This window comes from Pseudofrankia sp. DC12, from assembly GCF_000966285.1.
Taxonomy (GTDB): domain Bacteria; phylum Actinomycetota; class Actinomycetes; order Frankiales; family Frankiaceae; genus Pseudofrankia.
In genome coordinates this window covers 859310-880854 of record NZ_KQ031391.1, presented here as the reverse complement: position 1 = coordinate 880854, position 21545 = coordinate 859310, and the positions used below count along the sequence as shown (strand labels likewise).

Genomic DNA, 21545 nt, shown 5'->3' with positions numbered 1-21545 from the left:
GGGCCTGTCACTAGAGTCTGGCGCTGTGCCGCGCATTCACCTGGTCTCCAACCTGCCTGGGGTGGGCGCCCTTGGTGACCACCTCCGGGCCGCCGGGCTCGGGCCCACCTCGGCCCGCTCCGCCGACGCACTGCTGGTGCTCATCGACCGGCCGCTGGACTCCGTCGAGCAGGAGCTACTCGACCGTGCGCGGCAGTCGGTCCCCGTGCTGCTCGCCGGCCCGACAGTGCGCGCCCTCCCGGTCGACAGCCCGCTGGTCGAGGCCTCCGGCCTGATCCCGGGCCGCGCCGTCCCGCCGCACGTGCTGGCCCTGTCCACCGGGCCGGACGGCGGCCAGGTGGCGGCCCGGATGGGCGAGTTCCACCCGTACGACAGCTGGGTGCTGCCCGACAAGATCGCCGACGATGTGGAGCGCCTGCTGCTGGTGCGCCACGAGATGGCCGAGTACCCGGTCTGCACCTGGCGGCCGTCCACGGGGCTCGGCATGTTCACGCTCGGGACCACGGCCTCCACGCTGGCCGACCCGGCGTATCACCGGCTGGTCGGCCGCTGGCTGCGCCACGCCCTCGGCGTCCGCGACGCGGGCCCGATCGGCGTCGGCCTGCTCGCCACCCCGGGCACGTCGGCCGCCCACCAGGCGGCCCTCGAGGCGACCGAGGGCCTGAACCTGGTGGCCGTCAGCGGCAGCCAGCCCGACCCCGACGGCACCGTGCGCGGCTACGCGGAGGCCGACGACCTCGTCGCCGACCCCGACGTGCGCCTCGTCGTGGTCGGCACCCCGAACAACACCCGGGCTCAGTGGGCGAGCCGTGCGCTGGAGGCCGGCAAGGACGTCGTCATCGCCGCCCCGTTCGCGCTGTCCACCCAGGAGGCCGACGACCTGGCGCTGCTCGCCGCGGCCCGCTCGTCGCTGGTGGTGATGTATCCGCAGCTGCGCGAGGACCCGGCCTACCGCGGCCTGCGGGCCGCCGTCGGGCGCGGCGCCGTCGGCGACATTTTCTCCGTCGAGGTCACCCGCGGCGGCTTCAACCGGCCGTCCGGCGGCTGGCGTGACGACGAGCGCACCAGCGGTGGCCTGATCCACGAGCGTGGCTTCGCGCACCTCGACTGGCTGCTCGACCTCGTCGACGAGCCGGTCGAGACGGTGGTCGCGACCACCCACAAGCGCGTCTGGCACCACGTCACCAATGCCGACCATGCCCGGATCCTGCTGCGTTTCGCGGACGGCGCCGAGGCGCAGCTCGTGCTGTCCGACGTGCTGCCGACGTCGACCGCCCGGCTTCGGGTGCTCGGCACCGCGGGCGCCCTGTCCGCCGACGACCCGGCGGGCGTGCCCGGGGGCGGTGCGGATGCCCTCGCGGCCGCGGCCGCCGGACCGCTGACGCTGGTGACGCATGACGGCGCCACGACCCGGCTGCCGCTGCCCGCCGCGGGCGGGTCGCCGTTCTACCGGGACCTCGCCGACGGCCTGCTGTCGGGCTGGCCGCTGAGCCCGTACCGGGTGGAGACGGCTCGCAAGGTCGTCGCCGTCGCGGAGGCGGCCACCCGCTCGGCGGCCGCCGGCGGTGTCCAGATCGGCCCCGCCTGACCTGGCTGTCGTGGACCTGGGCACCCGGAACCCGTGAACGCGTCAATCGGGAGTGTTCACGGCCTTGAGGAGGCCTCCACGTCCTGTTTAATCTTGACCATGGACAGTTGGTTGCCGTTGCCCGATGTCGCCGAGGCGATGGGCGTCCCGATCACCCGGGTACGCCAGCTCGTGCGGGAGGGCAGCCTGCTCGCGCGCCGCCAGGACGACGGCGTACTGCGGATCCCGGCTGACTTCATTCACGGGGATGTCGTCACGAAGGGGCTTCCCGGCACGCTGACGCTGCTGGCCGATGCCGGCTACACGCCCGACGAGGCGATCGACTGGCTGATGCGCGAGGACCCGAGCCTTCCCGGCACCCCCCTGCAGGCGCTGCGGGACAACCGCGGCCGGGAGGTCAAGCGCCGGGCCCAGGCGCTTGGCTTCTGACGCCGTCGGTACCCGACGAGCGCCCTGGCCACTCGCAGCCGGCCAGCGGCGGCCGGCTCAGGCAGGCGTCGGCGCTCCCGCCGCGCGTAGGGTCGGAAGGGTGGTCGATGCGTCTGTGGCTGGTGCTCCTGGAGCGAGCGAGCCTCGCGCGGTGGTCGCCGTCGTGGTGAACGGCCGGGAACGGCAGGTGCCGGACGGCCAGCCGCTGCCGGAGCTGATCGTCGAGCTGGGGCTGCGGGTCGGCTCCGTCGTCGTCGAGTACAACGGCGAGGCGCTGACCACGGCGGAAGGCCGCGCCGTGCTGCTGCGCGCCGGCGACCGCCTGGAGCTCGTCCGGGCGGTGGCCGGTGGTTGACGACCTGACCGCTGGGGCCGGGCCGGAGGATCTCATGGACGCCCCGTCGGCGGTGGACCTGATCGCCGAGCAGGCGATCGTGGACCTGGCCCTGGCCGACGCGCCGGCCGCGTCGCTGACGCGCGCCGAGCGGCTGGCCCGCCTCGCCGACGCGCGGCTCTACCTGTGCACCCCGCGCCGGCCGGGGTTCGACGCCTTCCTCGACGGCGTGCTCGCGCCGGCCGGGGGGCCAGGCGTCGATCTCATCCAGCTGCGCGAGAAGGGGCTGGAGTGGCGGGCGGAGGCCGCGGCGCTCGGCCGGATGCTCGCCGCCGGCCGACGCCACGGCGCGCTGGTCAGCGGCAACGACAGGGCCGACCTCGCGTCCGTCGTCGGCGTCGACATCCTGCACGTCGGCCAGGACGACATCCCGCCCGCGACGGCCCGGCGGCTGCTCGGGCCGGACGTCGTCATCGGGCGCTCGACGCACGACGGGTACCAGCTCGCCGCGGCGGTCGAGGACCCGGACGTCGACTACTTCTGCGTCGGCCCGGTCTGGCCGACGCCGACGAAGGAGGGCCGGCCCGGCGTCGGGCTGGAACTGCTCGCCGCGGCCGTCGCCGCCGCGCCCCCGTTCGCGCCCGGCGCCAAGCCGTGGTTCGCGATCGGCGGGATCGACGCCGACCGCCTCGACGCGGTGCTCGCGACCGGCGCCCGGCGGGCCGTCGTGGTCCGGGCCATCACCGGCGCCGCCGACCCGGCCGCGGCCGCCGCCGCCCTGGCCGGCCGGCTGCGCGCCGCCTGCTAGCCCGCGGCCCCTGCGTGCGGCACCTGAGCTATCTCGCGGTGCTGGCCGCCTGCCTGCTCGGCACGGCGCCGCTGGAGATCTTGCTGCGGACCCGGGTCTACGCCCGCTGGCGGCGGCTGGTGGCCGCGCTCGTGCCGGTGCTGGTGGTCTTCACGGGCTGGGACCTCTACGCGGTCGCGCGCCACCAGTGGACGTTCGACCCGCGGAGCGTCACCGGAATCCGGCTGCCCGGCGGCCTGCCGATCGAGGAGGTCCTGTTCTTCGTCGCCGTGCCGGTCTGCGCGGTGCTCACGCTGGAGGCCGTCCGCGCCCGCCGGCCCGGCTGGCTCGTCGGTGACGAGTCGCCGCAGGCGCCCAAGGCGTGGCAACCTGAGGCCGGCGTGCGTGAGGCCGGCGTGCGTGAGGCCGGCGTGCCGGCGGGGGAGACCCGGTGAGCTACACGGCGCTGGCGGTCGCCGGGGTGGTGACGGCCGTCGCCGCGGACCTGGGGGTGTTCCGGGCCAGGCTGGTGGCCCGCAAGGCGTTCTGGACCGCCTACGCGATCATCTTCTGCTGCCAGCTGGCCGCGGACGGGGTGCTGACCGGGTTCGGCGTCGTGCGGTACGACCCGGGGACGATCCTCGGCCCGAGACTGGTCTTCGCCCCCGTCGAGGACCTGCTCTTCGGCTTCGCGCTGGTCCTGTGGACCCTCGACTGGTGGGTCTGGTGGGGCCGGCGCGGACTCGGGCGCTGACCGCGGGGCGTGGCTGGCCGGTGCCGGGCACACGACCCGGCACCGGCCCCCGGCGGCCTACGCCGACCGGCGGTTGCCCTGCATGTCCGCGTTGGTGGCGGCCTTGGCGACCAGGCCGGGGATGACCTCGCCGAGTTCGCCCGGCTCCCACTTGCCCTGCCGGTCCACCGACGGGCCGTTCACCCAGCCCTCGGCGACGCTGATGAAGCCGCCGGCGACCGAGAACACCCGCCCGGTCACCGCGCTCGACCGCGGCGAGGCGAGCCACACGACCAGCGGTGAGATGTTCTCCGGGCCGAGCGGGTTCCAGGCCTCGTCCTGGCTCGCCTCCCGGGCGTCCTCGTCCTGCTTCTTCACGAAGCCGAGGTCCTCGGTCATCCGGGTCAGTGCGGTCGGCGCGATCGCGTTCACGGTGACCCCGTAGCGGCTCAGCTCCATGGCGGCGATGACGGTGAACGCGGCGATGCCGGCCTTCGCGGCGCCGTAGTTCGTCTGCCCGACGTTTCCGAAGATCCCCGACGGCGACGAGGTGTTGATGATGCGGGCGTCGTTCACCTCGCCGGCCTTGGAGCGGTCGCGCCAGTAGGCGGCGGCGTGGTGCGCCGGGCCGAACGTGCCCTTCAGGTGCACCTTGATGACGGCGTCCCACTCGGCCTCGGTCATGTTCGTCAGCATCCGGTCGCGCAGGATGCCGGCGTTGTTGACCACCACGTCGAGGCCGCCGAATGCGTCGACCGCCCTCTGGACCAGGGACAGGCTGCCGTCCCAGGTGGAGATGTCCTCGGTGTGCGCGACCGCCTCGCCGCCGGCGGCCTTGATCTCCTCGGCGACGGCCTGGGCCGGGCCGGCGGAGGCACCGGTGCCGTCCCGGGAGCCGCCGAGGTCGTTGACGACGACCTTCGCGCCCTCGGCGGCGAACGCGAGCGCGTGCTGGCGGCCGATGCCGCCACCCGCCCCGGTGATGACGACGATGCGCCCCTCGCAGATCCCGCTCACTGTGCCCACCGGGCTCGCTCCGTCGCTTCACTCGCTCCGCGGCCGTCCTCGTCCCTCGGACGACCACTCCACTCGTTCACTCCTGCGCTCACGCCCGGACTCCCTCAGCCACGTGTTGCGTTCCGTTTCCTCGCTGCGTACCGATCATGCGCCCGAACGGCTGGCGACTGAGCGCCGCGCCGGCCCGCGGACCGCTGCGCCGGGCGGCAGGCGGGTCGTGTCATCGTGTCGCGCCGTGCGGTCACGGGCCAGCGAAGGGGGAGTGACCTTGGACGTCCCCAGCTGTCGGATGTGCGTCTGAGCGTCCGGGTAGGCAGGATGGACGCGGCGCATCCCGTGGGGCCGCGCGGCCGGCCTGCCGGCTGCCGACCCACCGGCGCACGGGGTTCCCGCCGGCCGCACCCACGCGGGGCCGGCGCGGAGCAGGTGTGCCGTGATGCTGGATCGAGACCAGATTCGGACGGGTGCCGTGCAGGAGAGTGACTTCACCGAGGTTCTGGCCTCGGTACGCCGGTTCGTGCAGCAGCGGGTCGTGCCGCTCGAGCCGGAGATCGAGGAGACGGACGCGATGCCCGCCTCGCTGCGGGCCGACGCGGCCGAGATGGGCCTGTTCGGGTTCGCGATCCCGCAGCTGTACGGCGGGCTCGGCCTGTCGATGAGCGAGGAGGCCCGGCTCGTCTACGAGCTGGGCTACACCACACCGTCGTTCCGGTCGATGTTCGGGACCAACAACGGCATCGCGGGTCACGTCCTGCTGGAAGGTGCGACCGAGGAGCAGAAGAAGACCTGGCTGCCGAAGGTGGCCTCTGGCGAGTGGACCGCGTCGTTCGCGCTGACCGAGTCCGGCGCCGGCTCCGACCCGGCCGGCCTCAGCACGACCGCCGTCCGCGACGGCGACGAGTGGGTGATCAACGGCTCCAAGCGGTTCATCACCAACGCGCCGCTCGCCGACGTCTTCATGGTCTTCGCGCGGACCGGCCCGGACGCCGCGCCCAGCCGCGGCATCAGCACGTTCATGGTCGAGAAGGGCACGCCGGGCCTGTCGGTGGGGCCGCGTGACCACAAGATGGGCCAGGCCGGCGCCTGGACCGCGGACGTGTACTTCGACAACGTGCGGGTGCCGTCGTCGGTGCTGATCGGCGGCGAGGCCGGCGTCGGCCGTGGCTACGCGACCGCGATGCGCTGCCTCGCGCACGGCCGCATCCACATCGCCGCGCTCTGTGTCGGCATGAGCCAGCGGCTGGTGGACGAGTCCGTCGCCTACGCGGCGACCCGTGAGCAGGGCGGCGGGGTGATCGGCTCCCACCAGCTGATCCAGGGGCTGATCGCCGACTCGGCGACCGACCTCTACGCCGCCCGGGCGCTGGTCTCCGACGTCGCGGCGAAGTTCGACGACGGGAGCGACAGGCGGATCGGCCCGTCGTGCGCGAAGTACTTCGCGTCCGAGGCGGTTGGGCGCATCGCCGACCGCGCGGTCCAGATCCACGGCGGCTCGGGCTACATCCGGGGCGTGCCGGTGGAGCGGTTCTACCGGGACGCCCGGCTGTTCCGGATCTACGAGGGAACCAGCCAGATCCAGCAGATCGTGATCGCCCGCGGCCTGCTCGCCCAGGCCGGCGGCTGACCGCAGGGCCGGCGTCGGACGTACCGCGTCCGGAGGCCTGCCCGCTGGGGCAGGCCGCCGGACGCGGCGACGGTGGAGCCGCCCTCAGCCCGGCAGGACGAAGGTGGCCTCACCGCGCAGGTGCGTGCCACCGGTCTGGCGGGTGACGAGGAGAGCCAGGTCGACGAGTTCCCTGCCGGCCTCCTCGCGCAGCGCGGTGACGGCCGCGGTGTAGGTGAGTACGTCGCCCGGCCAGGCCTGCTCGCGGAACTGGACCGTGAACCGGCGCAGGTTCGCCGCGCCGAGCCAGTCCGTCACGTAGGTGCCGAGGATGCCGGCCTGCAGCATGCCGACGGCGAACACCGTCGGGAAGCCGGCGGCGCGGGCGAACTCCTCGTCGTGGTGGATCGGGTTCAGGTCGCCCGAGGCGCCCTGGTAGCGGACGAAGTCGGTGCGGGTCAGCGGGCGGTCGACGAACGGCGCCGGACCGGCCCCGACGGCGAGGTCCGCGTGGCGGGGCGCGCGAGCGCCCGCGGTCGCGGCTGCCGGCGTCATCGGCCGGTCTCCGTGCCGGCCAGGGCAGGCGGCTGGCTGGTGACGATGAAGGTCTGGCGCATGTCGGCGACCTGGCGGCCGTCCGTGGTGCGGAACTCGTGGACGACCTCGATGAACCGCATCGAGCCGCCGCGTCGGCCCTCCTTCAGGTAGTCGGCGGCAACCCGGGCCCGGGCGACCAGCCGGGTGCCGGCACGCGGCGGCTCGCCGTGGAAGACGAACTCCTGGCCGCCGTTCAGCAGCCGGCCGAGCTCGATGTCCTCGCCGCCGTCGACCTCCTCCCAGGGGAAGGCCGCGCTGGAGGACCAGAGGGCCGCCGTAGCGAGGAAGGTGGCGGGCGAGACCGGCCGGTCGGCCGCCAGGTAGTCGGGATTGCTCGACTTCGTTGCTCGGGCGAACTCGCGGATCTTGCCGAGTTCGACCTCCATCGTGTAGCCGGGGCCGGGCATGCAGGGCTCCTTCCCGCGCCGCGCGTCGCCCGGCGGCCGGGTCGCGGCCAGGCCGGGCGGACGCGCGGGGCGATCCGGCGGGCCGCGGGTGGCGTGGACCCGCCAGGTTGGTGATCGACCGTTCGGGGCCGGGTCCTGCAAGGCTGCCATGGAGCCGGCCCGAATGCACCGAGATCGCCTACCTGGCCGCGAAACCCCGCGTTAATGTCGACGACATGCGCCGTTCGGCGAGGTATCTCCGCCCAGGCGTCGAACGTGTGGCGAGTCACGAAGCGTCCGACCAGGCAGGACGCCCAACGCCCGGCCGACACGCCGAAGGATCGTCACCGAAACGAGCAATCCGCCCACGGTGCGCCGGGAGCGCCCCTAGGCTCGGCGGCGATGGAGCAACGATCGGCGGGGGAGCAGCAACGCGTCGGGGGCCTCAACCGGCGCGGCAATGCCATCGGCAGCGACAGCCCGACGGTCAGGAGCGGTTCCACCGGCAGGTTCGGCACCGAGGGCGTACGCACGACCGGCGCACGGACCGGCCCACACTCCGTTCCGCTCGCGATGCGCTCCGGTCCCGGGTTCGAACCACCACCCGGGCGCCACCGCTCGCCGTGGGGACGGTCGGGCCGGATCCTGCCGATCCGCTGGGGCCGGATCGTGTTCGGCTGCCTGGTGGCCCTCGGTGTCGTGGTCGGGATCGTCGGCTTCGCGCTGGTCAGCCGGAGCGGTGGCGGCGGGCACGCCGCCGCCGCGGGCGCGGGAGCGACCGGCCGCCGGCCGGGCGCCAGCAGCCCGGTCGCCGTGGTGGCGCCGTCCCCGGCGCAGGCCGGCGCCCCGTCCGGGGAGACCAGCGGCGTCGCCAGCCCGGCTCCGGGCGCGCACGAGATCCTCCCGAGCCAGCTCTCGTCTGCGCCGCCGCCGCCGACGTCGCCGCCGAGCCCGGCTGTCCAGGTCAGCCAGCCGGGCCCGCGCCCCGCCGGCCCGGTCCTCACCCTCGGCCGGACCAGCGTCGACCTCGGGTCCGTCGACTCGACCGACAGCGTCGACCTGACCGCGTCGGGCACCGCGGCCGTCGACCTGCGGATCGGCGGCGGCCTCCCGTCCTGGCTCACGGCGGTCCCGCGGACCACCCACCTGGACCCGGGCTTCCGGACCGAACTGGTGATCACGCTTGACCGGTCGGCGGCGCCGGTCGGCCAGATCAGCGTCCCGATCGACGTCACGGCCGCGAAGGGCAGCGGCGGCGGGACCATCCAGGTCACGGGCTCCGTGACCGCCGGCCCGAAGATCCTTTCGGTGACTTCACCGTCCCTGCGCCCGCAGGCGTGCGCCACCGACCAGGCGCCCGCGACCGGCCCGCTGACGGTGCAGGTCCAGGACGCGGTCGGGATGGCCGGCGGGACCGTCACGGTCACCGCCGCCGACGGCACGACGACGACGCTCGCCCTCCAGCTCGCCTCGTCGACCGACGACCAGTCCACCTGGGCCGCGCTGCTTGGACCGGCGCCGGCCGGCACGCTGAGCTACACGATCAGCGTCAAGGACCTGAACAGCCGGGCCGCCTCCCAACAGGGCGCGGCCACCGTCGCCGCCTGTTAGCTGGGCCGTCGCCGGCGGGTTCGCCGGTTCCGGCGCCCCATGACCTCGGTTTCGCTCCCCTGGTGGTCGCGGCCGGGGCCGATTCGCAGCCGCGAGCGGGCGAAGACGCTGATCAGGACGCTGCGCCGGACCTTGGTGGTCGCGGTACTGGCTGGGCCACGCGCGGCAGCGGCTCCCTGCCGCGGGCGCGGGTCCACTCGGCGCTCAGGTGAGGCCGGTTGACAGTCCTTCAGTGGTCGGGCCGTCGGGTTTCCGGCGGGGGAACGGCCATGCATTCAGACATTGTGTTGTGGCCGTCCGGCACGCCGTGTGGAAACGTTGGCGGGAACGTCCTCGGTGGGCTGGAAAAGCGGGTCGAGGCTTGTCGGACCCCGGGCGAGGTGCCACTATCCAAGGCGAGTGCCGCCTGGTACCCCCCGAGCCAGGCGGCACTCCCTTTACGGGCAAGTCCCTGTCGCCCCAGTGCTTCCCACGCCGGCGCCGGCGGGGGCCACCGCCGGCCAGGCCCCGGCCAGGGCTGGTCATCGATGATGACGCGAATGCGGCCACCGCCGCCGATTCGATGGCCAGGGGCAATTGCTCCGGCAACGATTGCCCGTCAATTCAGAGCTCGATTCGAACCCTTTCCGCGGATCGTCCGCACGCCGGCGCGAGTACGCGTTACAGCGGTGTTGCTGGACCGGCCGCGACCGTCCGGGCATGCGTTCCTCGGCCCCTCGATCGTCGTGATCCCCGGAGCCCGTGGCCCGCGTGCGGGAGTGCCGCTCGACGGCTGATCGGCGATCATGGTCGGGACGGCCGCGGCGCTCGACCCGGTTCGATCGGTGCCCCGGGCGGACCGCTGGCCGTGCAGGGCGCCGGCCACCATCGGGCCGGCGCCCACCGCGCGTGGCACCCGGCGACGCGACGGCCGGGAGGCTGGCCTCGGCTTTTCCGGCGAACGGCTTTACAGCCCTGTAGTCGACCCGTTGACGACAAGGCCGCTGACCGACCGGGCGGGCGGGTTCCGTCGTCCGATTTGTATCGGCGGTACTAGGCTTTGTGGGCATGGCCTCCGTGTCTTTGTCCAAGGGCGGCAATGTCTCGCTGAGCAAGGCCGCACCGAACCTGACCGCAGTCACCGTCGGCCTTGGCTGGCAGGTGCGCCAGACGTCTGGGGCGGCGTATGACCTCGACGCGTCCGCGATCGTGCTGGACGACCGGGGCCGCGTGCTGTCCGACCAGTACTTCGTCTTCTTCAACAACCTGATCAGCCCGGACGGCAGCGTGCAGCATCTGGGCGACAACCTGGTCGGTGGTGGCGGGGGCGACGACGAGCAGATCACCATCGACCTGCACACGCTGAACGCGCAGGCGACCAAGGTCGTGTTCGCGGTGTCGATCTACGACGCCGAGCAGCGGCGGCAGACGTTCGGCCAGGTCAGGGACGCGTTCATCCGGGTCGTCGACTCGAACACCGGCCTGGAGATCGCCCGGTACGACCTCACCGAGGACGCGTCGACGGAGACCGCGATGCTGTTCGGCGAGCTGTACCGGTATGGCGGCGAGTGGAAGTTCCGCGCCGTGGGGCAGGGCTACGCCTCCGGGCTGCGCGGCATCGCGGTCGACTTCGGCGTCAACGTCGCCTGAGGGCGGGCGGCGCCGCGTCCGGCGGGCCCGTACGACGGGCCGGCCGGACCGGAGAGCCTTCGACTGTCCCGGGATGCGACCGGCGGCGCGCCGGCGACCGCCCGACCCGGCGTCCCGCGGTGGGACCGGCGCCGCCCGCGACCGGTCCGGCGACCCGCCCTGGTCAGCCGGCGGCGGCGCGGATTCAGGTGACCGTTGCCGGGAGATTTCCTCGCCCGCTGGTTACCGGTTCTTTACTGTCCTTTCCCTGACGGCTTCTTTGGAGAAACAGGAAAGGCGTCCGGCGAAATCGCCGGTAGCGTCCAGTCCGACGGGAAGCCGGGTGGTCCGCGATGACCGCGCGGCCGGTGACGGCCCCGCCGAGCGCGGGCCGGCCGGGTGGACTGGGGAGCTCCCATGGCGGACAAGGCGGCGCCGGCGGAGGTTGTGCGGGCGGCGGAGGCCCGCGACCTCGGCGGGCTGGAGAGCTGGCATACGCCGGCCTGGTCGGCGGTCGTTCCGCCGGTCCTGGGCCTGGGCATGATCGCGTTCGGCGTCGTTCTGTGCGTCGCGAACCTGACGATGCTCGCGACGGTTCTCGGGGTGCTGTCCGCGTGCGCCGGCGGTGTCCTGATCCAGGTGGGCGTGAAGACCGTCGAGTGGACGTATGTCCATGAGGGCGGGCTGGTCTCGTATTCGTTGACGAGGCGGACGCCCCAGGCGTTCGCCTGGTCGGACGTCGTGCATCTCGGCAGTTCCTGGACGAAGCGTTACGTGAACGGCTCCTATACCGGCATGTATGGCAGCTACGTGTTCTACCTGCCGCAGGGACGGAAGATCTCGCTGACGTTCAACGCGGCCCCGCGCGACGTCGAGAAGCTTCCCCGGCACGTCGAGGGCCGGATCGCCGTCCGGCAACTCCCGAGCCGGGTCGCCTGGCTGCGCGCCGGGCAGGACGTCGATTTCGGCGCCTTCACCCTCGGGCCGGCCGGGATCAGCGTTGGCGGCCGTGACCTCGCCTGGCCTGGGATCGCCGCCCAGGGCTGCGGCAAGATAACAGTCCGGATTGATCAAACTACGCTTCCAGTCTGGTCGGGCCTGGAGAAGTACTTTGAGTTGATCCGGAAACCCAGTAACCACAGGCGGTTCACATCGCTGCCGGCCTATCCGTGCCGACCGAATCCGACTACCTTGAGTTGCCACACGCTACCGAGAGCGATCTCGCCGCAGCCCTGGATCGCCGCCGCGTACGTGACGAAGGGCATGCTGGCCATCACCGCGCGGTCGGGCGAGACGCTGCTGACGAAACCGGTGAAGAAGGTGCTCGACTTCCAGGTCTTCTTCTGGCTGTTCGAGCGGTTCGTCGGGCAGCCCACCTGGCAGCACGCGCTGGCCCAGCTCGAGCAGACCCGCGGGGCGTCGTGAGCCCGCGGGCCGGTCACCGCGCCCGGTAGCCGGGCCGTGGACGCGGGGCCCGGGGGCTGCCGGCCGTGTGCCGACCTCCGGGCCCCGCCTACCTCCGGCACCGCTGCCGCCTGAGCGCGGGTGCGCAGGCGTGGTCGGGTGCCGGCCTCCGGCCCCCGGTTACCTCGGGCGCCACCCCTACGTGAGGCTCGTCCGCGCCTGGAGCGGGCCGGTCAGCGGAAGCGGTCGACGAACGGCAGCCCGGACCGTGGCTCGGCCAGCCGGCGCACGACCCGGGGACGGTGGCCGACGACCATGACCCGGATCGTGCGGGTGTTCGCGTCGACCCGGTAGAGGATGCGCCAGTGGTGCCCGGTCGCCTCGAACATCGTCGACGACGGGGTCGCGCCCCGCTCGCCGTGGTCGCGGTCGGTCCTCGCCGTCTGCTCGCCGAGCGGCCTGCCCGCCTTGTACGGGTCCCGCGGCAGCGGGCCGTCCAGGAGCCGCCGGACGTCGACGGCGACCAGCTCGGGCAGCCGTTCAAGGTCCTTCTGCGCCGACGGCGCGAGGACGATCTTGAACTTCTCGCTCACGGCCCGGCGATCCCGGACCGCGCCGACGCTCGCGGCGCCTCGACGGGGTGAACAGGCACGAGCCGATCATAGGTGAATCAGGGCGCTCAGGTCCTGGCCCTGGCCGAGAGCCCGTCGTCCTCACAGCGGCCGGCCTTCACCCCGCCCCTGGGCCTGGCTCGCCGGGCGGTCCTGGCACATCGGTCCTGGCACCTCAATCCTGGCCCGGCCGTAGGCGGCCCGGATCGTGGCCGGCGTCAGGTCGCGGACGTGCTCGACCCGGGCCGCAGTGAGCGCGACCGACTCGGCGGATGGTGGGAAGTGCCGGTTCGGGACGACGATCACCGGCATACCGGCGGCGACCGCGGCGCGCACGCCGTTCGTCGAGTCCTCCACGGCGACGCACCGGTCGGCCTCGACGCCGAGCCGGCGGGCGGCCTCCAGGTAGACGTCCGGCGCGGGCTTGCCCCGGCCGACCTCCTCGGAGGAGACGAACGTCCGGAACGTGTCGGCGAGCCCGGCGGCGCGCAGCACCCGCTCGATGATCACGCGTGGCGACGATGACGCGACGGCCAGTGGCAGCCGGGCGGCGATCGCCCGCGCGGCGCCGACCGCCCCGTCGATGAGCGGCGGCGCCTCGCCGTACCGCTCGCCGAGCCGGCGCAGCACCTCGCCGGCCGCCTCGTCGGCTGTCATCCCTATGCCCAGCCCCGCCAGGTAGCCGGCCCACTCCGGCGTCGACATGCCCATCATCGCCCGGGTGCTGTCCGGCAGCCAGGTCCCGCCGCGCTCGTCGACCAGGCCTCTGCGGATGTCGTCCCACACCTGCTCGGAGTCGATCAGCACACCGTCGAGATCGAAGATCACCGCTGCCGCGCCGCCGGGCTCGCTGTCCGCCGTCATGCCGCCGAGCCGCCCATCGTCATGGCCCCATCGTCGCGTGCCGGGACCGCTCGCCGGGCCGCGGGCCGGGCGGGCCGGCTACCAGCCGACGAGCGGGGCCTCGATCTTGGGGCAGGTGTCCATCACGACCCGCAGGCCGGCCTGCTCGGCGCGAGCCGCCGCCGCCTCGTCACGCACACCCAGCTGCAGCCACACGCCCCTGGCGCCGGCGGCGATCGCGTCGTCGACCACCGGTCCGGCGAGCTCCGAGCGGACGAACACGTCCACCACGTCGACCGGGAACGGGATGGCGGTCACCGTCGCGTAGCCCTGCTCGCCGGCGATCGTCGGCTTCGACGGGTGCACCGGGATCACCCGCTTGCCGTGCTCCCGCAGGTACCGCGCGATCTCGTAAGCGACCCGGCCCGTGTTGGCCGACAGCCCCACGACGGCCCAGGTGTGGCTGTCGGCCAGCAGCCCGCGGACCGTCTCGTCGTCTCCGTAGCGCATGTCGGGGCCAACCGCCGCGGCCCGCCGTGTCATCCCACGCGTGGCGCGGGCTGGCCGCGCCCGCCTCGCTCCGGCCGAAAGGCGCCCCGGCTCAGCCGAGCCGGCGGGGTGGCGGCGGGTCGGCTCGGCGGGACAGGGCGAACTGGCGGATCGCCAGGGCCGCGGCCGGCGGGAAGAGGACCAGCGCCGGCAGCAGGTAGCGGTAGTCGAAGCAGACCGTCGCGGACGGGACGACGAGCACCGTGACGCCCAGGGCGACCAGCAGTGCGCAGTCGGCGCTGAGCCGGCGGCGCTCGGTGACGGCCGGGTCCTGGCTGGCCCGGCGACCGCGCCGCGCGGCCCGCCGCTCGGCGCGGCGGGACGGCGGTGCGGACTCTTCGGCCCGCCGCGCCGCGCCGCCGTCACCCCGGTCCCGGACGACGGTCACCGGGTCGTCGGCGAAGGACTCGCCCAGCCCGAGGGCCGCCAGGCCCTCCAGCGCGGGCCTGGCGGGCTTCCGGGGAGCCGGCCCAGGCCGGGCGTCGGATCCCGCCGTGACGGTCGCTGGCGGCGCGGCCAGCACCCAGGGCCGGCGCAGGCGCCCGTGGGACAGGCGGGGGCGGGGGAGGCCGAGGCCGGTGGCGACCAGCGCGAGCACCACGAGAACCGCGAGCAGCGGGCCGGGCGCGTAGCCGAACCGCTGGTAGGCGCGCAGCCAGCCGGCCTCAGGCTCGTTGATCACCCGGGCCGGGTGCCCGCCGCCGAGGCCGAGCAGCGGGACGCTGGTATGCCAGTAGTCCGGCGGGTCCGCGGTTGGGAACTGCCAGGAGCCGACCGGCCAGTCCCGGTAGCCGGTGTTCCTTCCGGGCAGGAAGTAGTGCCCGACGTCGGCGGCGACCATCCGGGCGTAGTCCGCCGGCTGGCGCTGGATCACCTGGTGGGCGAAGCCGGCCAGCACCGCGTTCTTGTGCTGTTCGCTGCCCGTCACCTGGAACCGGGGGCTGGTATCGGCCCAGACGTAGTAGTTCGGGCCCGGCCGGTCTGCCGGCGAGTGCGGCGAGCAGAGGCCGAGCTGCTCGGTCGTCAGGTCCAGCCGGGAGCAGTCCGCGATCGGGGCGACCCGGCCGTACAGCCACGCGGCGTCGCCCCCGGTCAGCGCGTAGCTGCCGTGGTAGCTGTGGAACCAGCTCGCGTAGGCCACCAGCGGCACGGCGAGGAACACCCCGAACGCCCCGAGCCGCGGCCAGCCCAGCCGCCGCACCAGGACGTAGGCCAGCGCCAGCAGGCCGAGGACGACGCCGAGGGTCCGCACCAGGCCGGCTCCGGCGAGCACCAGGCCGGCCAGGCCACACGCGAGGACCGACGGCCGTGGCGACCAGAGCAGCGCCACCAGGGCCGCGACCAGCAGCGCCAGGAACAGCGTCTCTGCCATCACGAAGTGCTCGATGTCGATCAGGTACGCGTCCAGTAGTACAGGCGCGGTGGCCAGCGCGGCGACCACCGGTCGCACGCCGCGATGCAGGAGCAGCGCGTACAGCGCGACGGCGATGGCCAGCCCGACGGCGTGCTGGGCTGCCGGGACGATGGCGAGGCCGCCCGCGTCGCCGAGCAGCCGCAGCAGCAGCGGATAGCCAGCCGGGCGCATCGGGTCCGGCCGCGAGAGGTGGGCGAGCGTCAGGTACGCGTACGAGTCGCCGGAGAACTCGAACGCCGGCCGGTAGGCGTACATCAGCAGCACGCGCAGCGCCGCGCCGACGGCGAGCAGGACGGCGAACAGCCAGTGCCGCCGCGCCCCGCCCCCCAGCCGGGCCCACAGCGGGCGGTGCCGGCCCGGTAGTGGGCCGCCGGCCACCGTGGCCCCGGCGAGTGTCCTGGGGCTCGCCGTCAGGCCTATCAGCGTGGGCTCGTCGTGCGCGGGCCCGCCGGGCGCCGCGGCGCGGGCGTCGTGCCCGTCCGGGCCCGTCGCCACGGAGTCGGTGGTCATCGCGGGCCCTCCACCGTTCTCCCGGCCGAGGACTGCCGTCCCCGGGGCCGACCCACGCGCGTCTCGGCTGTGCCCCCGTGGCCGTCCGTCACCGGGCGGAGCGCACCCAGTCCGGCCGGCGCCGCGACGTGTCGTAGGGCGGCAGGTCGGTAACCTACCGTCGGCGCTCGGCGCGACCAATCGATGCGGCCCGCCTTGTGCCCGCGATGTTCTTCCGGCGGTTTGGTCCGGTTTCTCCGCGTCCCGTGCGGCTGCGCCCTGACCAGGGCTCGAACGAGATCGGTGCCGCCCAGGCCGGTGTGCGGCGCGTCGGGGCTGTCGGATTCGGGTCAGGGCCGGAACGAGGGCCAGCCGCCGTCTACTCCGCTGTGGTCCCACCGTTGGCTACGCACTGTAGTCAATTGACGATCTCTCTCGGGTCTACGGACACCCTCGGTGAGGGCCGCCGCGGCGCCGGCTACCCCTCTTTGGTGTGGTTTGGAACCCACCATGCAAACATGCCGACGGCGCAGGCAGCAGGTCGTTGTGACTGCTGTAACCGGTAGGCGTAACGTCTGTTGCCCGTGCAGGTGAGTTCTTCCGAGCGGACGGCTAGGGTGGGCGTCGCGAGCGGCGACTCCTCAGTCGCCGCCAACGCTGCCCATTGCTCCGCCCCTACGCCCAGTGACGATGCGGCGCGACACGGCCCCACCGGCGACACCGGTCACCCGTGTGCGCACCAGCCCGTCTGCCCGGCCGCGGACGCGCTCGACCGGGACGCCGCCCGGTCCGTGCGCACCCATCCCGGCCAGGGCTGGAGCCTGCTGTGCAACGGGGTGATCCTGTTCGAGGACACCGGCGAGATCCTCCCCACCGGCTGGACGGTGGAGCCCCGCCGCGGACCGGCGCGGCCCGCCGGGCCCCGTCCGGCGCGCCCGCCGGCCCCCCGCCGGTCGACGACAGGCGTGCCCGCCGCCGTCTGAGCCGGTCGTGGAGCGCGGCCAGCGGCGCGCGCGGTCCAGGGGGCGCGGGCTAGCGAACCGAGTGGTCCTGGAGCGGGATCAGCGCGGCCAGCGGCGTCGTCAGCCGGGCACACAGCACCGGGTCGAGCAGGTCCTCGACGAGCAACGCGCACGCCAGGTCGGCGCACAGCTCCATGACCCGCGCCTCCGACGACGGGTCCGCGGGCAGCAGCGCCCCACCGCGGCAGTCCTGGCAGGGCCGCCAGAAGCCCTCGGCGGCGCTGCGGCGCACCAGGGTCCACACTCGGCGGCGGCCGGTCAGCACGGCCGTGCCGAACGCGGCGTCCATCGCCTCCTGATGGTCGGACTCGTCCCGGGTCAGCGCCGCGACCAGGAGGCCCTCGAAGACCTCGGAGCTGCGCGTGTCGTGGCAGCGGACCGCCAGCTTCGGCAGCGCCGCCAGCACCCGCTTCACGTCCGCGGCGGACGGGCCCAGGTCGGGTTCGTGCGAGCGGACCCGCGGGTACACCGCCCGCCAGGGACGCATCAGCCCGGCGTACTCGGAGCGCGACAGGATCGGCCGGGCGTAGGCCGCGGCCAGGGCGTCGCGCATGGAACGCAGTGCCGTCGCTGTGACCGTCGGTTCGACCGACACGTAGTCGGCGCCGGACAGGTCGTCCGCGTAGATCGCGGACAGCGCGTCGAACGCGGCGAGTACCTCGACGACCAGCGGCGACTCGGGCGAGAGTGCCCGGTCGCGGGCGCCGGCGAGCGACGGTGAGTTGCGCCACTCGGCGGCGAGCTGGACCAGCTCGTCGTCGCTGGTGTGCACGAGCTGGGCGAGGATGCCCAGGATGCCGCGCAGGTTCGGGTGCTCCTCGAGCCGTTCGACACGGCGGGCCCGCAGGATCATGCGAACACTCCCGCCGCCGCCCGGCGCGCCGGCCCGCTCTCGGCGAGCACGGGGACCTCGATCCAGGTCACCCGTGGCGCCGCCACCGTCACCGCGCGCACCTTGTCGATGCGGGTGGCTGGACGGGTATCCGTCACGGCAGCCTTCACGTGGTCCTCCTCGCCATAGGCGCTTCCCCGCCGAGCGCTCCCTGCCGCGGACTCGAATGATCCGCCGCCAGGCCCGGAGGCTCCGACGGCTCAGCGAGGACGCGATCAATGACGCCGCACCGCCTAGGCTCTCGCCCTCATGAACACCGAGCCTCCGGTCCCATGAACACTGAGCGTCAACCTCGTCAGCGTAGTGCGGCGCCGATGTCATCGCACCCAAACCGGCCGACTGTGCTGTCCGCGGACCATCCGGGCTCATCGGGCCGATGAGCCGGGACGCCTACCGCCCGACGGATACTCATAGTAGCCAATCTCGGCGGGGTGAGGCCGGAGCCGACCAGTGGCCCAGGCCATGAAAGCGGCACGTGCGCAGCATGGGACTCTGCGTTGACCGGCGCCGTGTCACCGTGTCGATCTATGCCGTACTGGCCACCACCCAGATCCGCCGCCGCCCCGGCCCTGGCTACAGCGAGTCGTCAAACACGGCCCCGAGCGGACCCACTGCCAAGCCCGACAGCGCGACCCGACCACGAGACCGGCCCCTGTCCAGACCGGCCACCCGTCTCCACGCCACGTGACTCCCAGCGTCGGGAGGGCGCTCCGCGCCCGAGAGGCGGGCGCGGAGCGCCCGTCCTAACCCGAGATCGGCCGGTCGTCGGCCTCGCCCGCGGGGGTGCCGGCCACGGTGGACTCGCCGCGCAGGTCGTAGCGGGCGATGGCCTCCTCGACGACGCTCGCCTTGATCTCACCGGCGCGTACCAGCGACTCCAGTGTCGCCACGACGACCGACTCGGCGTCGACGTTGAAGTGGCGGCGCAGCGCCGCCCGGGTGTCCGACCGGCCGTAGCCGTCGGTGCCGAGCGAGGTGTACGGCTGCGGCACCCAACGGGCGATCTGGTCCGGAACCGCGCGCATCCAGTCGCTGACCGCGACCACCGGGCCCGCCGCGTCCGCGAGCATCCGGGACACGTAGGGAACGCTCTCCGGCTGCTCCGGGTTGAGCAGGTTCGCCCGCTCGGAGCCGAGCGCGTCCTTGCGCAGCTCGTTCCAGGACGTCACCGACCAGACGTCGGCCGCGACCCCGAACTCGGCGGCCAGTAGTTCCTGTGCCGTCAGCGCCCAGCGCATCGCGACGCCGCTGGCCAGCAGCTGCGCGCGGGGCGCGCCGTCCCGGCCGGGGGTCGGCGCGATCGACGTGCCGGCGTCCTCGGCCGCCCGGAACCGGTACATGCCGGCGATGACCTGGGCCGGGTCGAGTCCCGCCGGCTCGGCCGGCTGCGGGTACGGCTCGTTGTAGACCGACAGGTAGTAGAAGACGCTCTCGTCGCGCTCGCCGTACATCCGGTCCAGGGCGTCGCGGGTGATGTGCGCGATCTCGAAGCCGAACGCGGGGTCGTAGGCGACACAGGCCGGGTTCGTCGACGCCAGCAGCAGCGAGTGGCCGTCCTGGTGCTGGAGGCCCTCACCGTTGAGCGTGGTGCGCCCCGCGGTGGCGCCGAGCAGGAAGCCGCGGCCCAGCTGGTCGCCGAACGCCCACATCTGGTCGCCCGTGCGCTGGAAGCCGAACATCGAGTAGAAGACGTAGACCGGGATCATGTGCTGGGCGTGCGTCGCGTAGGACGTGCCGGCGGCGATCACCGAGCCCATCGAGCCGGCCTCGCTGATGCCCTCGTGCAGCATCTGGCCCTGCTGGGACTCCTGGTAGGACAGCAGCAGGTCCCGGTCGACGGCCTCGTACTGCTGGCCGTGCGGCGAGTAGATCTTCGCCGTCGGGAACATCGCGTCCATGCCGAACGTGCGGGCCTCGTCCGGGATGACGGGCACGAAACGGGCGCCCATCTCCTTGGTCTTCATGAGGTCCTTCAGCAGCCGTACGAACGCCATCGTCGTCGCGACCGGCTGTTTGCCGGAGCCCTTGCGCAGGATGTCGAACAGCGACGCGGGCGGCTGCGTGAGCGCCTTCGCGCGAGTCACCCGGCGCGGCAGCGAGCCACCGAGTGAGGCCCGCCGCTCCTTCATGTACTGGATCTCCTCGGAGTCCGGCCCCGGGTGGTAATAGGGCGGCAGGCCGCCCTCCAGCGCCGAGTCCGGGATCTCCAGGTAGAGCCGGTCGCGGAACTCCTTCAGCTCGGCCTTCGTGAGCTTCTTCATCTGGTGGGTCGCGTTGCGGGCCTCGAAGTCCTTGCCCAGCGTCCAGCCCTTGATGGTGTGCGCGAGGATCACCGTCGGCTGGCCCTCGTGCTCCGTCGCGGCCTTGTAGGCGGCGTAGAGCTTGCGGTAGTCGTGGCCGCCGCGGGACAGCTTGCGCAGGTCGTCGTCGGAACGGCCGGAGACCATCCGGCGCAGCCGCGCGTCCGAGCCGAAGAAGTTCTCCCGGATGTACTCGCCCGACGAGGTCGAGTAGGTCTGGAACTGGCCGTCCGGCGTCTCGTTCATCTTGTTCACGAGGGCGCCGTCGGTGTCCTGGGCCAGCAGTGGGTCCCAGTCGCGGCCCCAGACGACCTTGATCACGTTCCAGCCGGCGCCGCGGAAGAACGACTCCAGCTCCTGCATGATCTTGCCGTTGCCGCGGACCGGGCCGTCGAGGCGCTGCAGGTTGCAGTTCACCACGAAGATCAGGTTGTCGAGCTCCTCGCGGGCGGCGATGCCGAGCGCGCCGAGCGACTCGGGCTCGTCCATCTCGCCGTCACCCAGGAACGCCCAGACCCTGCTGCCGGCCGTGTCCTTGATCTGCCGGTTGTGCAGGTAGCGGTTGAACCGGGCCTGGTAGATCGCGTCCAGCGGGCCGAGGCCCATCGACACGGTCGGGAACTCCCAGAATTCCGGCATCAGCCGGGGGTGTGGGTACGACGAAAGGCCGCCCGGGGCGCCTTCCCGCCGGAACGCGTCCAGCTCCGTCTCGGTGAGCCGGCCCTCGAGGAAAGCGCGGGCGTAGATACCGGGGGAGGCGTGGCCCTGAATGAACACCTGGTCGCCGGAGCTGGAGCCGGGGGAGTTGCTCAGATGGTCCTTGCCGCGGAAGAAATGGTTGAAGCCGACCTCGTAGAGGCTCGCGCTCGACGCGTACGTGGCGATATGCCCGCCGACGTTGTACTCGGGCCGGTTGGCCCGGCTCACCATGATGGCTGCGTTCCACCGGATGTAGGCGCGGATGCGACGTTCGACGTGCTCGTCGCCGGGGAACCACGGCTCCTGCTCCGGCGGGATCGTGTTGATGTAGTCAGTGCTGGTCAGCGACGGGACGCCGACCGCGTTGGCCCGGGCGCGCTCCAGGAGCTTGAGCATGAGGAAACGTGCGCGGCCGCGCCCCTGCTCGGCGATGACCGCGTCGAGGGACTCGAGCCATTCGCTCGTTTCCGACGGATCCACGTCAGGCAGCTGGCTTGGCAGTCCGTCGGTAATGACCGAGAACTTCCGGTTGCTCTCCTGTGCCACTTTTCCTCTGCTCCTAGCCCTTGGATGCCGGCCGGCCCGGGCAGGTCGTGCCCGGGTACGGACATGCTGACGCCATGGTGCTC

General features: G+C 73.3%; 21 protein-coding genes. 11 read left to right on the top strand and 10 right to left on the bottom strand.

The annotated features are described in order from the left end of the window. Positions 1–25 precede the first annotated feature (25 nt). The 6 genes from FRADC12_RS03560 to FRADC12_RS03535 all read left to right on the top strand — a co-directional run bounded on the left by FRADC12_RS03560 (position 26) and on the right by FRADC12_RS03535 (position 3892). Positions 26–1588, top strand: a complete 1563-nt coding sequence (locus tag FRADC12_RS03560; RefSeq protein WP_045875540.1) for a Gfo/Idh/MocA family protein — start codon at positions 26–28, stop codon at positions 1586–1588. Between the two features lie 99 nt (positions 1589–1687). Beyond that, positions 1688–2017, top strand: a complete 330-nt coding sequence (locus tag FRADC12_RS03555) for an Rv2175c family DNA-binding protein (RefSeq protein WP_045875539.1) — start codon at positions 1688–1690, stop codon at positions 2015–2017. 100 nt (positions 2018–2117) lie between these two features. After that, the gene (thiS, locus tag FRADC12_RS03550) at positions 2118–2372 is read left to right on the top strand and encodes a sulfur carrier protein ThiS (protein ID WP_232303593.1); all 255 of its coding nucleotides are present in this window, start codon (positions 2118–2120) and stop codon (positions 2370–2372) included. Next, positions 2365–3159 (top strand): thiamine phosphate synthase, encoded by a 795-nt coding sequence (gene thiE / locus FRADC12_RS03545; protein ID WP_232303592.1) that lies wholly within the window; start codon positions 2365–2367, stop codon positions 3157–3159. The genes thiS and thiE overlap by 8 nt, the downstream gene beginning before the upstream one ends. A 14-nt stretch (positions 3160–3173) precedes the next feature. After that, positions 3174–3593, top strand: coding sequence for a lycopene cyclase domain-containing protein (locus tag FRADC12_RS03540; RefSeq protein ID WP_045875537.1), 420 nt, complete (start codon positions 3174–3176; stop codon positions 3591–3593). Continuing rightward, positions 3590–3892: a lycopene cyclase domain-containing protein gene (locus tag FRADC12_RS03535; RefSeq protein WP_045875536.1), complete on the top strand. Its 303-nt coding sequence runs from the start codon at positions 3590–3592 to the stop codon at positions 3890–3892. The genes FRADC12_RS03540 and FRADC12_RS03535 overlap by 4 nt, the downstream gene beginning before the upstream one ends. 57 nt (positions 3893–3949) lie before the next feature. On the opposite strand, the gene FRADC12_RS03530 is transcribed toward FRADC12_RS03535, so the two are convergent. Continuing rightward, positions 3950–4888 (bottom strand): SDR family oxidoreductase, encoded by a 939-nt coding sequence (locus FRADC12_RS03530; RefSeq protein ID WP_045875535.1) that lies wholly within the window; start codon positions 4886–4888, stop codon positions 3950–3952. A 436-nt stretch (positions 4889–5324) separates the two neighbouring features. On the opposite strand from FRADC12_RS03530, the gene FRADC12_RS03525 reads away from it, so the two are divergent. Continuing rightward, positions 5325–6512: an acyl-CoA dehydrogenase family protein gene (locus tag FRADC12_RS03525; protein ID WP_157488677.1), complete on the top strand. Its 1188-nt coding sequence runs from the start codon at positions 5325–5327 to the stop codon at positions 6510–6512. 84 nt (positions 6513–6596) lie between these two features. Here FRADC12_RS03525 and FRADC12_RS03520 read toward each other — a convergent pair whose 3' ends face one another. Both FRADC12_RS03520 and FRADC12_RS03515 read right to left on the bottom strand, forming a co-directional pair. After that, positions 6597–7046 (bottom strand): MaoC/PaaZ C-terminal domain-containing protein, encoded by a 450-nt coding sequence (locus FRADC12_RS03520; protein ID WP_045875534.1) that lies wholly within the window; start codon positions 7044–7046, stop codon positions 6597–6599. Then, positions 7043–7495 carry an FAS1-like dehydratase domain-containing protein gene (locus tag FRADC12_RS03515; RefSeq protein WP_198152764.1) on the bottom strand — a complete coding sequence of 151 codons (453 nt, stop codon included), beginning with the start codon at positions 7493–7495 and terminating at the stop codon, positions 7043–7045. The genes FRADC12_RS03520 and FRADC12_RS03515 overlap by 4 nt, the downstream gene beginning before the upstream one ends. Before the next feature lie 381 nt (positions 7496–7876). Between FRADC12_RS03515 and FRADC12_RS03510 the strand changes: the two genes are divergently transcribed. The 3 genes from FRADC12_RS03510 to FRADC12_RS03495 all read left to right on the top strand — a co-directional run bounded on the left by FRADC12_RS03510 (position 7877) and on the right by FRADC12_RS03495 (position 12118). Next, positions 7877–9085 carry a hypothetical protein gene (locus tag FRADC12_RS03510; protein WP_045875533.1) on the top strand — a complete coding sequence of 403 codons (1209 nt, stop codon included), beginning with the start codon at positions 7877–7879 and terminating at the stop codon, positions 9083–9085. Positions 9086–10132: 1047 nt separating this feature from the next. Then, positions 10133–10714, top strand: a complete 582-nt coding sequence (locus FRADC12_RS03500; RefSeq protein WP_045875531.1) for a TerD family protein — start codon at positions 10133–10135, stop codon at positions 10712–10714. A gap of 396 nt (positions 10715–11110) precedes the next feature. After that, positions 11111–12118, top strand: coding sequence for a DUF6585 family protein (locus FRADC12_RS03495; RefSeq protein WP_045875530.1), 1008 nt, complete (start codon positions 11111–11113; stop codon positions 12116–12118). A 212-nt stretch (positions 12119–12330) separates the two neighbouring features. Here FRADC12_RS03495 and FRADC12_RS03490 read toward each other — a convergent pair whose 3' ends face one another. From FRADC12_RS03490 to FRADC12_RS03475, 4 genes are all read right to left on the bottom strand, one after another. Next, positions 12331–12690 carry a type II toxin-antitoxin system RelE family toxin gene (locus FRADC12_RS03490; RefSeq protein ID WP_045875529.1) on the bottom strand — a complete coding sequence of 120 codons (360 nt, stop codon included), beginning with the start codon at positions 12688–12690 and terminating at the stop codon, positions 12331–12333. A 120-nt stretch (positions 12691–12810) separates the two neighbouring features. Then, positions 12811–13572: an HAD family hydrolase gene (locus tag FRADC12_RS03485; protein WP_045875528.1), complete on the bottom strand. Its 762-nt coding sequence runs from the start codon at positions 13570–13572 to the stop codon at positions 12811–12813. Between the two features lie 78 nt (positions 13573–13650). Then, positions 13651–14061: a CoA-binding protein gene (locus tag FRADC12_RS03480; RefSeq protein WP_045879033.1), complete on the bottom strand. Its 411-nt coding sequence runs from the start codon at positions 14059–14061 to the stop codon at positions 13651–13653. 91 nt (positions 14062–14152) lie between these two features. After that, positions 14153–16024 (bottom strand): hypothetical protein, encoded by a 1872-nt coding sequence (locus tag FRADC12_RS03475; protein ID WP_045875527.1) that lies wholly within the window; start codon positions 16022–16024, stop codon positions 14153–14155. 596 nt (positions 16025–16620) lie between these two features. Here FRADC12_RS03475 and FRADC12_RS03470 point away from each other — a divergent pair. Then, positions 16621–16986, top strand: a complete 366-nt coding sequence (locus FRADC12_RS03470; protein ID WP_045875526.1) for a DUF5999 family protein — start codon at positions 16621–16623, stop codon at positions 16984–16986. Positions 16987–17035: 49 nt separating this feature from the next. Here the strand turns inward: FRADC12_RS03470 and FRADC12_RS03465 are convergent, their stop codons facing one another. The 3 genes from FRADC12_RS03465 to aceE form a co-directional block, all read right to left on the bottom strand. Beyond that, positions 17036–17878 carry a hypothetical protein gene (locus tag FRADC12_RS03465; protein WP_045875525.1) on the bottom strand — a complete coding sequence of 281 codons (843 nt, stop codon included), beginning with the start codon at positions 17876–17878 and terminating at the stop codon, positions 17036–17038. Then, entirely contained in the window at positions 17875–18027 is a 153-nt protein-coding gene (locus FRADC12_RS30840; protein ID WP_157488676.1) for a hypothetical protein, read from the bottom strand. Before FRADC12_RS30840 ends, FRADC12_RS03465 begins: the two co-directional genes overlap by 4 nt. A 633-nt stretch (positions 18028–18660) precedes the next feature. Continuing rightward, entirely contained in the window at positions 18661–21462 is a 2802-nt protein-coding gene (gene aceE / locus FRADC12_RS03460; protein ID WP_045875524.1) for a pyruvate dehydrogenase (acetyl-transferring), homodimeric type, read from the bottom strand. Positions 21463–21545 lie beyond the last annotated feature (83 nt).

What these genes read in the sequence shown, in the direction of transcription:
- FRADC12_RS03495 (WP_045875530.1), top strand. Translation starts at nt 11,111, where the DNA reads ATGGCGGACAAGGCGGCGCCGGCGGAGGTTGTGCGGGCGGCGGAGGCC.
- FRADC12_RS03485 (WP_045875528.1), bottom strand. Translation starts at nt 13,572, where the DNA reads ATGACGGCGGACAGCGAGCCCGGCGGCGCGGCAGCGGTGATCTTCGAT.
- FRADC12_RS03510 (WP_045875533.1), top strand. Translation starts at nt 7,877, where the DNA reads ATGGAGCAACGATCGGCGGGGGAGCAGCAACGCGTCGGGGGCCTCAAC.
- FRADC12_RS03500 (WP_045875531.1), top strand. Translation starts at nt 10,133, where the DNA reads ATGGCCTCCGTGTCTTTGTCCAAGGGCGGCAATGTCTCGCTGAGCAAG.
- FRADC12_RS03480 (WP_045879033.1), bottom strand. Translation starts at nt 14,061, where the DNA reads ATGCGCTACGGAGACGACGAGACGGTCCGCGGGCTGCTGGCCGACAGC.
- FRADC12_RS03520 (WP_045875534.1), bottom strand. Translation starts at nt 7,046, where the DNA reads ATGACGCCGGCAGCCGCGACCGCGGGCGCTCGCGCGCCCCGCCACGCG.
- FRADC12_RS03515 (WP_198152764.1), bottom strand. Translation starts at nt 7,495, where the DNA reads ATGCCCGGCCCCGGCTACACGATGGAGGTCGAACTCGGCAAGATCCGC.
- FRADC12_RS03475 (WP_045875527.1), bottom strand. Translation starts at nt 16,024, where the DNA reads ATGACCACCGACTCCGTGGCGACGGGCCCGGACGGGCACGACGCCCGC.
- FRADC12_RS03555 (WP_045875539.1), top strand. Translation starts at nt 1,688, where the DNA reads ATGGACAGTTGGTTGCCGTTGCCCGATGTCGCCGAGGCGATGGGCGTC.
- FRADC12_RS03525 (WP_157488677.1), top strand. Translation starts at nt 5,325, where the DNA reads ATGCTGGATCGAGACCAGATTCGGACGGGTGCCGTGCAGGAGAGTGAC.
- FRADC12_RS03465 (WP_045875525.1), bottom strand. Translation starts at nt 17,878, where the DNA reads ATGATCCTGCGGGCCCGCCGTGTCGAACGGCTCGAGGAGCACCCGAAC.